This is a genomic window from Pseudanabaena sp. CCNP1317 (assembly GCF_034931345.1).
Classification (GTDB): domain Bacteria; phylum Cyanobacteriota; class Cyanobacteriia; order Pseudanabaenales; family Pseudanabaenaceae; genus Pseudanabaena; species Pseudanabaena galeata.
Map to the genome: position 1 here is coordinate 1 of NZ_JAYGIF010000034.1, position 12769 is coordinate 12769.

The following is a 12769-nucleotide window of genomic DNA, read 5'->3' on the forward strand; positions in this document are numbered from 1 at the left end:
TAGTTTTTTCTTCTCGTCTTCTGAAAATTCGATTGTAATCATGAATTAATTTTGGCGGCAGTATTAAATTCTTTAGCCGATTATCCCATTTTCTCAAAGCTCAAGTTCTGACCGTCTAAAGTATAGCATTGGAGAGGTTGGTTAAGTGAAGCTCAGCCGATCGCAAATCTGCTAGAGACAAATCAGCATCGTCTAAAATCGCGTCACTCAAATTTGCGGCGCTTAAATTGCTTTCACTCAGATTCGCTTTAACGAGATTAGCTTTACGAAGATTGGTGAGTACTAAATTTGCACCTTTGAGATTTGCGGAACTGAGATCAGCTTCACTAAGGTTGGATTTCATTAATTCTGATTTTTGCAAAAGCGCCGATCCTAACTTTGCTTGAAATAAATTTGCCCGTAATAAATTTGCCTGAGATAAATTGGCTTCGGTCAGATTAGAAAAGGCTAAGTTTGCGTCCACAAGACTAGAATTACTCAGATCTGCGCCTCGAAGATCGACTTTAACGATTTTAATGCCATTCAAATTTGCATTTCTGAAGATGACTTGACGCAGATCAACCCGTTCTAGTACAGAACCACTGAGATTAATATTGCTAAAGTCTTGACCTTGTAGGCGATCGCCTTGAGTGCCTGTCAACTGCACATAGCGAAAATCACGCTGCCCCTCGGCATATTTCGCTTGTAAAGTTGTGGCTGTGATTGGGGTTAATTTTGGTGGTATAGGATTGCTGGTGGGTATAGGAGTTGGTGTAGGAGAGCTTGAAGGCGAGATTTCAGGACTTTTGATAACAGTCGGTTGCGTTTGTTTAGTTCTAAAAAACCAGAAAGTACCACCAACCAATAACACAGTTAGGAAAATCCATAGAAACGGTTTGTAGGAAGCAATTACAAATTTGAACTGCTCTTTTGAGTTAGGAGTTTTACTATGTTCTTTGCCATGACAGCGACGGATCAGGCGATCGCATAGCGCACGAGTTTCATCATCAGGAATGTTCGCGATCGACTGAAACACAGGTGATAACTCAGGCTCTTGAAAATCGTTTTGCCGAAAGATCAGATTTTTGTTGTCTTCGTGGAAGGTTTCCCAAAGATTAGGCTGACTGGCTAGGGCGCGAAGAGATAGGGAAATAACTTCAAAGGAGAATTCATCAAGCTGATCCCCGAAGTCCTTGGGCGATCGCATTGGTGGCTGATAGTTAGGATGCCCCAACTCAAGGGGTGGAGTCCCTAGCAATGCAGGCACATACATACCGTCATAGTCCACCAGCTTTAGTTCTCCTTGATCGTCCACCATGATATTGCCATGCTGCAAATCACCGTGGGCGATGCCTACCTGCTGCAAATCTTTTTGGAGTTGTTGTAGTTGACGATCTAAACGCAACAACACTTGCGAATCATCAATATAGTCGCCAATATAGCGATCAAGTTCTGAGCCTTCTACCCAATCCATTTTTAGAATTGGATACCATTCGCCTTTGACCAAAATTCCTTGGGGCAGAAACTCAAAATCAACTAAGTAAGGGATCTGGTGTTGACTGAGATATTGACTAATTAACCTGTAGCGCTGCTGCACATCTGACTGCGGAATGCGCGTAAAACAACGCACAGCCCAAGAGCGATTTCCCTTAGTTAGCTTGTACACCGTGGCGAAGTTACCCGACCATAGTAAAACCCGTCCCCGTGAATTTTTAGAAGTACTAGATTGCTTTAGGTCAGGATCGGCAAAGCAAAGATGCGGATTTTGCACCGCGATCGTAAAGTCAATATTTAGGGGCCAAGTTTGAATATCTGTCATGACTCACAACTTTGACTCATCGGAATTTTGCTTGCATCCTGAATTTTGAGACATAGCAAGGTTGTATCGTCGTTAGCTATTTCATGGCGATCGCGCAATTCTGTCACCCATTCTGCAAACAAATCTTGCGAGCTGATCTCATCTAATTTTACCCAAGGATCTTGATTTGCTTCTAATTGCTTAAAAATCCAACAGGCGATCGCATCGGTCGTTAGATAAAAGCGATCGCCAAATTTTGCATCCCCATGAATCTGCGAAACATGAATATTTGCCGCCTTAACATTGGTTCCGATCAGCTTAGGACGATTGTTAAATTCATGACTTTTTTGCAAAGGAAAGCTGGTTTGTAAACAGCGATCGCGCACGATAAATAAACAAGAATCTCCTACAGCAAGGGATTTCCAACTTAAATCTGCAAAAACTTCTAAGCTCACAAACGTGGCAAAAGCGCCCTCACCTGCCTTACGTTTGGCAAACCAAGACAAATCCTGATGCAATAACCATTGTTGCCAAGACGTTTGTAAGGGCGATAGCCAATTTGCGGCCATAGCATAGACTTCTTGCCAAGGTAATTGACGATTCACAAAAGCTGTAACTAATTCCTGCGCCCATTCCCTTGCAAAGGAAGACTCGGTTGCACCATCAGACAAAGCGATCGACACCATGGGATTCCGTTTTGCACAATGCCAAATGTCTTCACATTCAGTGAGCAAATTTCCTGCCTTTTGGACTGAGAAACTTTGAATCAGTTCAAAATGAGGCTTAGACTGTTCTTTCTGTAAGTTTTTTAGCTCAGGATTGAGGCGCTGATTATATAAACTGCGATCGCTATATTTCTGAGCATTTAAGGCGATTTCTTTAAAGCCAAAATTTGCATACCCATAGGGAGAATGCAAGCCAGAAAAAGTATTAGAAAAAAAAGGTCTAAACACAGTAGCTATAGCGATCGGCAATTTGATCAGCAAATTCAAGGTCACACATTAGCACATTAACCTAATCGAAAAGCCGCCATATGGCGGCTTTTCGATCGCAAAAAGAGAGCGTGCAAAGCACGCTCTCTTTTTATTATGCAAGCGCTAAAGAAGCTAAAGGCTGGGGAATTGAGGCACTAGGCGCAGTAAATTCGCCAGTTACCACAAACTCAAGTCTTAACTTCAGCCAACGCATTGTATTGGGATCGGTTGTAATGATCGCCGCCGCAGGTTGGGGAATTTGCTTTTTAATACTTGCCATCTCATGCGCTTCTAAAAAAGCAGGCTGTTCAATCAACCAAAAATTAATTTCCTTATTGCGAGCCTCAAAATTGCGCCGACGCTCCGATAGCGTCTCACCCAAAGGTTTCCCTTCGTCTTCACACAAGTACTTACGGCTAGCAGCCACGAAATAATATTGCTGGGAGTCTGACATAAATTTTTTTTCTTAACAAGGTAATAGCTTGTAAAGCTAGATCTATGTTAACGCTTATTTAACTTATCAAACTTTGCAATAGATTAAGCTGTGGGGTTAGCTCTAGAACATTGTTTAACACCATATCAGCACCATTTTCCTTGAGCAAAGCTGTATAGCGATCACGCAAATCTTCACTAACATGGGGAGGAATTACCCCAACCGCAACATATTGATAACTGGGATCAAAGTCTCGCGCCTTTACTACCGTCAGCATATCCGCCACCGTATCCCCCACATATACAATCACAGTTGCAGTATTATTTTGCTTCCGCTCAATTTGCTTAGCCGCTAATAAAAGTCCTGTGGGATCAGGCTTACCTTCAGCATCCTCCATTGCAATTAACACAGGCTCATTGATATCTAGCCGCTTTAATACATAACTAGCCGAAGCCCGCGTTGCTCCACTAAAGAAGCCCCACCCAATTCCTGCGATCGTTAACTCCTGAAAATATTTCGTAGTGGCAATCAGAGGCTCCGTCGCAATATAGCCATCTGACCAGTCAGGATTACTACCCCGATAACGACTCTGAAAAAACTCGACGATCGCCTCATAGGATACTTGAATCTCTTGCCCCAGACTTTGCAAATACCGCTTAATTAGCTCCTGTGAAGCTTCCCAGTCATTATTCCAAATCCCTTCAGCTTTTAACTCGTCGATTTCTTCGGGAGTAGGACGATAAGCAGCATTTGTAAAATGTTCAACCGTATCAGCCAGTGCTCGTCGATAGGAACCCGATACATCTCGAATCACACCATCAATATCAAAGACAAAAATACTTCTGTTTAATAGTTTTGAATCAACTTTAGAGGTTTCAATCATGTTATAGTGCAAGATCGCTACTTTAATATGTAATTTAACTTTTCTTGGAGGTAGGTAGCATTGTCCCAGTTTATTCTAAAAATCTTATGGTTAGAGAATAATGTAGCTCTTGCCGTCGATCAAGTCGTTGGCAAAGGCTTCAGCCCTCTCACCAAGTATTTCTTTTGGCCCCGTGATGATGCTTGGGATCAACTTAAATCAGAAATGGAAAGCAAGCCTTGGATTGCCGATCAAGATCGGATTGAAATTTTAAATAAGGCAACCGAAGTAATTAATTACTGGCAGCAAGAGGGCAAAAACCGCCCCATGACAGAAGCTCAAGGTAAATTCCCTGATGTCATATTTACTGGTAGTAACTAAGCAAATAAAAAAGGGCGCATTGCGCCCCTTTTTTTGATTTAAAAATCTAAAAATAAAAAGGTTTCGCATTGCGAAACCTTTTTATTTTTAGAAACTATTTATCAAGATCAGGCATCGATAGTACAGCCTCAGTCTTGCGGTCAATACCCTTTTCAAAGCCAGCAACAGCCGCGCGAGCGCGACCAGCGTGCCATAGGTGACCAACTAAGAACATGAAGGACAATACGAAGTGAGATGTAGACAACCAAGAACGAGGAGAAACGAAGTTTACCGCGTTGATTTCAGTGATAACACCACCAACTGAGTTCAAGGAACCCAAAGGAGCATGGGTCATGTACTCAGCAGCACGACGTACTTGCCAAGGCTGAACGTCATTCTTGAGTTTGTCAATATCCAAACCGTTAGGACCACGGAGAGGCTCCAACCAAGGACCACGGAAATCCCAGAAACGCATGGTTTCACCACCGAAGATGATTTCGCCCGAAGGAGAACGCATCAGGTATTTACCTAGACCAGTAGGACCTTGAGAGGTAGCAATGTTTGCGCCCAACTTTTGGTCACGTACAAGGTAAGTGAAAGCTTGAGACTGAGAAGCTTCAGCGCCAGTAGGACCAAAGAACTCACTAGGATAAACAGTGTTGTTAAACCATACAAAGCAAGTAGCGATAAACGCCATCAAGCTCAATGCACCAAGACTGTAGGATAAATATGCTTCACCAGACCATACAAGAGCGCGTCTTGCCCAACCAAAAGGCTTAGTAAGAATATGCCAAATGCCACCGCCGATGCAGATCAAGCCAATCCAAATATGTCCACCGACTACATCTTCAAGATTGTCAACACCAACGATATTGCCTTCGCCACCAAAAGGTGAGTTGAGCAAATAGCCAAAGATGACAACGGGGTTGATCGTCGGATTAGTGATCACACGTACATCGCCTCCACCAGGAGCCCATGTATCATAAAGACCACCAAAAAACATTGCCTTGAATACGAGTAGGAGTGCGCCACAGCCCAACACGATCAGGTGATACCCGATGATGTTAGTCATTTGGTTCTTATCTTTCCAGTCATAACCAAAGAAGGAAGAATAATTTTCTAAAACTTCAGGTCCACGCAAAGCATGGTAAATACCACCGAAGCCTAGTACTGCCGAAGAAATAAGGTGTAAAACGCCAACTACAAAGTATGGAAATACATCCACAACTTCACCACCAGCGCCAACGCCCCAGCCTTGAGTTGCAAGGTGAGGTAGCAAGATGAAGCCTTGCTCGTACATTGGTTTTTCAGGAATAAAGTGCGCGACTTCAAACAAAGTCATTGCGCCAGCCCAAAATACGATCAAACCAGCGTGAGCAACGTGAGCGCCCAGCAGTTTGCCAGAAAGGTTAATGAGTCGTGCGTTTCCAGACCACCAAGCAAAGCCCGATGAGTCTTGTGTACGCCCGCCCACTCCTAGGGAGTTTAAGTTAATGGTCGTCGTCACGAGAGGTTATCTCCAGAGAAATTTTTGTAGGTTTAAAGTGCAAATAATTTTTAAGCTACCAGTTATCAGATAGTTAACTGAAGAGCGTTCAGACGTTTGATGAGATTCATCATAATCCAAAAACTAGTAGAACCGTACCGATTTCTGATAGCTAAGCTTTGCAGTTATCCTTAAAAAATTGATTGCAGCACGCTGCAATCAATTTTTAAGATTCAAATTTATAGTGCGTTACCGCGAGGTAATACTTCTTCAGGGAAGATGAATCTTTCAGCAGGTTGGTCTTGAGGAGCCATCCAAGCGCGAATACCTTCGTTCAAGAGCAAGTTCTTGGTGTAGAAGGTTTCAAACTCAGGATCTTCTGCAGCGCGAACTTCTTGTGATACGAAGTCATAGGCACGCAAGTTCAATGCTAGACCAACAATACCGACGCTGCTGAACCATAGTCCAGTTACAGGTACGAATAGCATGAAGAAATGCAACCAACGCTTGTTGGAGAAAGCGATACCAAAGATTTGGCTCCAGAAACGGTTAGCGGTAACCATGGAGTAGGTTTCTTCTGCTTGAGTAGGGTTGAAAGCTTTAAAGGTATTAGAGCTAGAGCCTTCGCCATCTTCAAACAAGGTGTTTTCAACGGTTGCACCGTGAATTGCACAAAGCAATGCGCCACCAAGGATACCTGCTACGCCCATCATGTGGAAGGGGTTTAGAGTCCAGTTGTGGAAACCTTGTAAGAACAAGATGAAGCGGAAAATACCAGCAACACCGAAGGTAGGACCGAAGAACCAACCAGATTGTCCCAAGGGGTACATCAAGAAGACGGATACGAATACGGCGATAGGACCAGAGAAGGCGATCGCATTGTAAGGACGAATACCTACTAGACGAGCGATTTCAAACTGACGAAGCATGAAGCCAATCAGTGCGAATGCGCCGTGAAGAGCTAGGAATGTCCACAAACCACCGATTTGACACCAGCGAGTAAAGTCGCCTTGAGCTTCAGGTCCCCAGAGCAAGAGTAAGGAGTGACCAACGCTCAATGGAGGTGAAGATACGGCTACGGTCAAGATATTGCAACCTTCGAGGAAGCTAGAAGCTAGCCCGTGGCTATACCAAGATGATACAAAGGTGATACCTGTAAACCAGCCACCAATTGATAAGAATGCGGTGGGGAATAGCAACAAGCCACTCCAACCAATAAATACGAATCTGTCGCGCTTTAGCCAGTCGTCGATGATGTCAAACCATCCTCTTTCGACTTCTTGCGACCTGCCCATTGCAATGGTCATAATCTTAAATCCTGCTGTAACTAAGAGTATTTATATGGATTTGAAATTAGCTTAACACATCTTTACGTTTGGGTTCTTACAAAATAGTTAAAAACCTCAAATCGTTTACAAGTAAAGGTTTGAGCTTGCTTTACAAAGTATATGTACTTGGCAAAAATCTTAAAAAAGTATTAAGATGATTTGCTTCTACCTCTTTTGAGATAGTTGCCAATAAATTAATATATTAATTAACAATAATAGCAGTGCTAAATCCAGTCATTTCAAAAATGTTTTAAGGGAGATTGATTTGACTTGATTTTGTGTTAGTAACTAAGTATTTGTACTTATAAACCTTGCGAATGTTGGTAGAGAAAGTAGTCAATAATCACTAAAACATGCGATCGCGATCGCCTTCTTGTGTTCAACAACATCGCAGTATTGGTTAAGTGTGGATTAGCTATAGGTGAGCACAATGATTAGAAAGGTTGAAACTAGGCGGTCTGAAACATCACAACCAAATGATCTTCAGATGGAAATATTGTCCGTCTCTGAAAATATTGGTGAAATGGAGGCTGAAACTAATTTTTTGGCTGATTTACCTGAAGAAGAAGCTACACCACCTAAGCAGGAAGGAAATCGACGGCTATTACGTTGGGCAATATATAGCTTGTTGGGATTTGGTCTAACTGCCATAGCTGCGCCTGCATTTCTAGGAGTGTCATCAAGTTGCAAAAATAAGAGTCCTGAAGCTCGAACTTATGTAGGAGCTATGGGTAGAGCGCAACAAGCTTTTTGGCTAGAGAATGGAGCTTTTGGGCGATCGCTTTCTGCTTTAGCAATTGGCATTGAAGAAGAGACAGATAGCTATAAATATGATTTACAAAGTTTTGGGCTTGTTGCCTATCATTATGGTGTTCCTAAGAATGACAATTTAAAAAATTTTGTTGGTGCAGTGTTTGTAGTACCTGAAAAAGCTCAAACATCGCAAAATGTAAATCAACAGGCTAGTCCCAAATCATCCACAAAGCCAATTACTAAAAAAGAGCTAACTACAGTCACGATTCTTTGTGAGTCACCGAGCCTTGGAGTAAAGACTAAGTTACCCAAACCATCTCTAGAAAATGGTATCCCCAAATGTGCTGAGGGAACTGTCCTAGTAGAGTAAATGTCTCATTACATACACTTAATAAAGATATTTAACAATTAATAATATGAATAATTATGTAAATTATCGTTATCGAGACTTTCAGAATCAATCATTTCAAAATGAATTTCGTAAAGGTGAAGATAAGACTGCTGACTTTACAGGCGCGAGATTAAAAGGTTGTGATTTTCGAGGAACGGGGCTAACATGTGCTGATTTCTCAGAAACAGCGATCGCAAAAGATGAAAAAAACTTCCAAAAGCAATGCATCAATATGTTTCTGCATATCATTTTGGGAATTCCTCTAGGATTAGCAGCTTGGTTCCTAGGTCGATTCGTGCTTATAGGCTGTGGTGGTGAGGTCTCAAATCCCTATGGATGGTTGACAAATCCTTTTGTCTGGATATTTGCCTTTGCTACGGCTGCGGCAGTCTCTCAAAGAAGGATTTTTAATATTTACATGGGGCTAATTGGATTAATGGTAATTGCTGCCATTAACTCTACAGCCTTGATGATAGTTGGGATAGGTGTGATGATTGCCGCCTTTGGGATGTCTATGTTTGGACTATATCTGGGTTACAAAAAAGGGGCGATCGCGGTGGGTATGGTCTGGATGGCGGTGGGAGTATCTTCGGCAATTTCGGCTGGTTATAGCTGGATCAAATACCGAGAAATTCATTATGCAATTTTGTTTGCGGTACTGGCGATTTTGCCTGCGGTTTTAGCGACTAGGGCTTTTAATCTCCACTTTGCAAAAGTCAAAATGTCGGTGGTGACTTCTTTTGATGGTGCAGACTTAACAAATGCGCGATTTGTAAATGCAGTTTTAGAAAATTGTGATTTTTCAGGTGCAAACTTAGAAGGTATTGACTGGTATGGTGCAACCTTTAAAAATTGCAAGTTTCCTCAAGGATTTTCAGCGAATACAGAAACGGCGATCGCTAAAAATTCTGAGATTATAGCTGTCAACAATTACGTCAGCCTCTAAAAAACAAAGTGAGTGGCGGCGGGAAGCAACGCCACTCACTTTGGGGTTGGATACAATAGGCTATGAATATTTAACTAAGTGTTTAAACTTAACGTCAGTTCGACGAAAGCGAAAAATGGTAAGAATCGCTAAGCGATTCTTACCATTTTTCGCCATTTGCGTCGTGCGAAGCACGACGCAAATGGCTGTATCGAACTCACGTTAAACTTAGGATGGGGTAGAGATATCTTATCCCGTCATTTCTGGCTAATTGATGCGTTACGTTTCACTAACGCATCCTACATTTAGAACTACATTTAGAACTACATTTAGAACAAAATTTGTGATTTGAATAATGCTGGAAATACCTGATTTTATTAAAGGAATATTAGTCCTTATTTTTGTATTTGTACCAATTGAAAAAATATTTGCAGTACATCACAAAAAGCTATTACGTCAAGGTTGGTTTACAGATCTTTGTTATTATTTTTCAGGTTATTTTATTGGTCATGGCACAACTAAATTATTAATTATATTTGCCTTATTTGGACAGGGTTCTATCCCCACCTTATCTAGTTTTGTTAGCCAACAGCCCCTTTCTCTTCAAGTAATCGTCGCCATATTTATTGGGGATCTTAGTTTTTATATAATTCACTATCTAATGCATACTGTGCCTTGGTTGTGGAAATTCCACGCAATTCATCATAGTTCCACCCATATGGACTGGCTTGCGACTGTGCGTGTGCATCCTTTTGAGCAGATTTTGACCAAGGCTTGTCAAATGATCCCGCTTTATTGGCTCGGTTTTTCGACAGAGGCTTTGGCGATTTATGGAGTTTTTTCGAGTGCGATCGCCTTTTTTATTCATGCCAATATTAGCGTCAGATTTCCAATTTTAAAATGGATTATTGTTACACCTGAATTTCATCATTGGCATCATGATCGTCATCCAAAACTATATGCTCAAAATTTGGCTGTACAGTTGCCAATCCTTGATTATATATTTGGTACTTGGCATATGCCAAAACAAGAATTACCAAAGCAATATGGAACAGAATTAAATGTTAGGACTAATTATTTTAACCACTTAGTTTATCCATTTAATCATCTATTAAAATCAAGAGAACCTAATGACTCTGCAAGAAGTGAACCCATCAACAAGTAAATTTAAACACTTTATATCTAAGTATAGATATATGTTTCCTTTAGCCATAGTTAGCACATTGTTAGTAGCGGGTGTGGGAACTTTGAGCCTCCTTGCTTATCAGCAGCAAATGAGTTTACCGATATATTTGCAAAGTTTTAGTACGCCGCAAATTTCAGTCGATGCGTTGGCTAGTAGCAAGCTTAAATCTATAGTTTTAATCGATGTGCGATCGCCCGAAGAATATCAAGAGGATCACATTGGCAATAGCGATCTTGTGCCATTAGCTGAAATTGAGATTGAGTTAGGGCTTCAAAGGATTAACAAGATTGTGAAAAGCTACGAAGAGAAACAAAAAACTAATCCCACAATAGTTTTGTACTGTACTTCGGGAATGCGATCAATCAAGGCAAATAAGTACCTGCGTGATCGCGGCTATCAGGTTGTAACTTTGACGGGTGGTATCACCGCATGGCGTAAACAATTTACGCGATCGCAGGATTTGCAAGTTTTATCAGAAAAATAAAAAAGCGCCTCATGAGGCGCTTTTTTATTTTTAAGTCGGGATGATAGGATTCGAACCTACGGCATCCTGCTCCCAAAGCAGGCGCGCTACCAAGCTGCGCTACATCCCGTTGCGAATATCTATGTTACTACAGAAAGCGCGAAATACACATAATTATTTTTTTCCTTAAATTCTCAACTCAAGAATTTGACTACGGTGCTTTGTGTTCAACGAAAATAATGAAGTGCGACTCAGAGCGTCACACTTCATTGCACAAAAGACAGTAAAACCCAATAATTAGCGGCGCGGAGCGCCGCTAATTATTGGGTAGCAGTATGTATGCAAGTCTTGACATATTAATGTTTTAAGGATTGCTTCACTAAAACTTGAGGTAGCATAATCGCGAAGCACTATAAATCTGCTAGACAAGCAAAATATGGCTAAACTCAGAATTGGTATTAATGGATTTGGCAGAATTGGACGATTAGTGGTTCGTGTTGCTGCCAAACATCCCGAAATCGAGATTGTCGGAATCAACGATCTTGTTCCTTCTGATAACCTCGCTTATCTGCTTAAACATGACTCTACTCATGGTTTGTATGACGGTAAAATTTCGGCTAAACCCGAAGGTATTGAGATCGATGGGATATTAGTACCCTGTACTGCGATTCGCAATCCCTCAGAATTGCCTTGGGGAGAACTAAAAGCGGACTATGTGGTGGAGTCTACTGGCTTATTTACTGATTATGCTGGGGCGATCGCGCATATCAATGCAGGTGCAAAGCGGGTGATCATTTCTGCGCCAACTAAAGATCCCGAAAAAGTACCCACATTGTTAGTTGGTGTAAATCATACTAAGTTTGATCCTGCCACTGATTTAATTGTCTCTAATGCAAGCTGTACCACCAATTGTCTAGCGCCGATCGCTAAGGTTCTCAATGACAACTTCGGTATTGCTGAAGGATTAATGACTACTGTTCACGCAATGACGGCTACACAACCAACGGTAGATGGCCCAAGCAAAAAGGATTGGCGCGGTGGACGCGGCGCTAGTCAAAATATCATTCCTTCTTCAACAGGTGCGGCAAAAGCTGTGGCTTTAGTTTTGCCTGAACTGAAAGGGAAGCTGACGGGAATGGCTCTGCGTGTTCCTACGCCTGATGTATCGGTGGTAGATTTAACATTTAAGACTGAAAAAGCTACCAGCTATAAAGAAATCTGTGCAGCGATGAAGGCTGCTTCAGAAGATTCTTTAAAAGACATTCTCGGTTATACCGATGAGGAGGTTGTCTCGACAGATTTTAGAGGAGATTCGCGATCGAGCATTTTTGATTCTGGTGCTGGCATTGAGCTAAATCCAAACTTCTTTAAGGTTGTCTCTTGGTATGACAATGAGTGGGGTTATTCCTGCCGTGTGGTTGATCTGATGATATCCATGGCTAAAAAGGAAGGAATTCTTTCCTAACTGATGTTAGGCAGAAACATTGGGCTTGGCGACCAAGCCCCTACCTACAGGGCTTTGCGCTCAAACCCAAACCAAGAAACATTGGGCTTGGCGACCAAGCCCCTACCTGTCTAAGAAACCATTTAAGAATTACTTTCTACAGTCAAAAGCTCTAAGAGATCCCCCTCAATCCCCCTTAAAAAGGGGGAAGAATTTAATTCTCCCCCCTTTTTTAAGGGGGGCTGGGGGGGATCTAGACATTGGCGACCAAGCCCCTACCTGTCTAAGAAACCATTTAAGAATTACTTTCTACAGTCAAAAGCTCTAAGAGATCCCCCTCAATCCCCCTTAAAAAGGGGGAAGAATTTAATTCTCCCCCCTTTTTTA

At 41.8% G+C, this 12769-nt stretch carries 12 protein-coding genes and 1 tRNA gene; 6 read left to right on the forward strand and 7 right to left on the reverse strand.

Features of this window, described 5'->3' with window-relative positions:
* Positions 1–115 precede the first annotated feature (115 nt).
* The 4 genes from VB775_RS09885 to VB775_RS09900 form a co-directional block, all read right to left on the reverse strand.
* Positions 116–1798 (reverse strand): pentapeptide repeat-containing protein, encoded by a 1683-nt coding sequence (locus VB775_RS09885; protein ID WP_281006504.1) that lies wholly within the window; start codon positions 1796–1798, stop codon positions 116–118.
* Complete coding sequence (locus VB775_RS09890; RefSeq protein ID WP_281006505.1) at positions 1795–2775, reverse strand: hypothetical protein; 981 nt, start codon at positions 2773–2775, stop codon at positions 1795–1797. Before VB775_RS09890 ends, VB775_RS09885 begins: the two co-directional genes overlap by 4 nt.
* 88 nt (positions 2776–2863) lie before the next feature.
* On the reverse strand, positions 2864–3205 hold the full coding sequence (locus tag VB775_RS09895) for an MgPME-cyclase complex family protein (protein ID WP_281006506.1): 342 nt from the start codon (positions 3203–3205) through the stop codon (positions 2864–2866).
* A gap of 58 nt (positions 3206–3263) precedes the next feature.
* Complete coding sequence (locus tag VB775_RS09900) at positions 3264–4067, reverse strand: TIGR01548 family HAD-type hydrolase (RefSeq protein WP_281006507.1); 804 nt, start codon at positions 4065–4067, stop codon at positions 3264–3266.
* Between the two features lie 60 nt (positions 4068–4127).
* On the opposite strand from VB775_RS09900, the gene VB775_RS09905 reads away from it, so the two are divergent.
* Entirely contained in the window at positions 4128–4427 is a 300-nt protein-coding gene (locus VB775_RS09905) for a 30S ribosomal protein PSRP-3 (protein ID WP_009627931.1), read from the forward strand.
* A 94-nt stretch (positions 4428–4521) separates the two neighbouring features.
* Here VB775_RS09905 and psbC read toward each other — a convergent pair whose 3' ends face one another.
* Entirely contained in the window at positions 4522–5913 is a 1392-nt protein-coding gene (gene psbC, locus VB775_RS09910) for a photosystem II reaction center protein CP43 (protein WP_281006508.1), read from the reverse strand.
* A 218-nt stretch (positions 5914–6131) separates the two neighbouring features.
* A complete protein-coding gene (gene psbD / locus VB775_RS09915; protein WP_190579001.1) occupies positions 6132–7199 on the reverse strand; it encodes a photosystem II D2 protein (photosystem q(a) protein) in 1068 nt (355 codons plus the stop codon).
* Between the two features lie 451 nt (positions 7200–7650).
* On the opposite strand from psbD, the gene VB775_RS09920 reads away from it, so the two are divergent.
* The 4 genes from VB775_RS09920 to VB775_RS09935 all read left to right on the forward strand — a co-directional run bounded on the left by VB775_RS09920 (position 7651) and on the right by VB775_RS09935 (position 10959).
* Complete coding sequence (locus VB775_RS09920; protein WP_281006509.1) at positions 7651–8343, forward strand: type IV pilin-like G/H family protein; 693 nt, start codon at positions 7651–7653, stop codon at positions 8341–8343.
* Between the two features lie 46 nt (positions 8344–8389).
* Complete coding sequence (locus VB775_RS09925) at positions 8390–9310, forward strand: pentapeptide repeat-containing protein (protein ID WP_281006510.1); 921 nt, start codon at positions 8390–8392, stop codon at positions 9308–9310.
* Positions 9311–9644: 334 nt separating this feature from the next.
* Positions 9645–10454, forward strand: coding sequence for a sterol desaturase family protein (locus VB775_RS09930; protein ID WP_281006511.1), 810 nt, complete (start codon positions 9645–9647; stop codon positions 10452–10454).
* Positions 10455–10485: 31 nt separating this feature from the next.
* Positions 10486–10959 (forward strand): rhodanese-like domain-containing protein, encoded by a 474-nt coding sequence (locus tag VB775_RS09935; RefSeq protein ID WP_281006512.1) that lies wholly within the window; start codon positions 10486–10488, stop codon positions 10957–10959.
* Between the two features lie 35 nt (positions 10960–10994).
* Here VB775_RS09935 and VB775_RS09940 read toward each other — a convergent pair.
* Positions 10995–11068 (reverse strand) — tRNA-Pro (locus VB775_RS09940).
* Between the two features lie 306 nt (positions 11069–11374).
* Here VB775_RS09940 and gap point away from each other — a divergent pair.
* Complete coding sequence (gene gap, locus VB775_RS09945) at positions 11375–12403, forward strand: type I glyceraldehyde-3-phosphate dehydrogenase (RefSeq protein ID WP_281006513.1); 1029 nt, start codon at positions 11375–11377, stop codon at positions 12401–12403.
* The last annotated feature ends 366 nt before the right edge of the window (positions 12404–12769 follow it).

Bases quoted from the DNA above. Each gene is read 5' to 3' on its own strand.
- VB775_RS09900 (WP_281006507.1), bottom strand. From the start codon at position 4,067: ATGATTGAAACCTCTAAAGTTGATTCAAAACTATTAAACAGAAGTATT.
- VB775_RS09920 (WP_281006509.1), top strand. From the start codon at position 7,651: ATGATTAGAAAGGTTGAAACTAGGCGGTCTGAAACATCACAACCAAAT.
- psbD (WP_190579001.1), bottom strand. From the start codon at position 7,199: ATGACCATTGCAATGGGCAGGTCGCAAGAAGTCGAAAGAGGATGGTTT.
- VB775_RS09935 (WP_281006512.1), top strand. From the start codon at position 10,486: ATGTTTCCTTTAGCCATAGTTAGCACATTGTTAGTAGCGGGTGTGGGA.
- VB775_RS09895 (WP_281006506.1), bottom strand. From the start codon at position 3,205: ATGTCAGACTCCCAGCAATATTATTTCGTGGCTGCTAGCCGTAAGTAC.
- VB775_RS09930 (WP_281006511.1), top strand. From the start codon at position 9,645: ATGCTGGAAATACCTGATTTTATTAAAGGAATATTAGTCCTTATTTTT.
- VB775_RS09925 (WP_281006510.1), top strand. From the start codon at position 8,390: ATGAATAATTATGTAAATTATCGTTATCGAGACTTTCAGAATCAATCA.
- gap (WP_281006513.1), top strand. From the start codon at position 11,375: ATGGCTAAACTCAGAATTGGTATTAATGGATTTGGCAGAATTGGACGA.
- VB775_RS09885 (WP_281006504.1), bottom strand. From the start codon at position 1,798: ATGACAGATATTCAAACTTGGCCCCTAAATATTGACTTTACGATCGCG.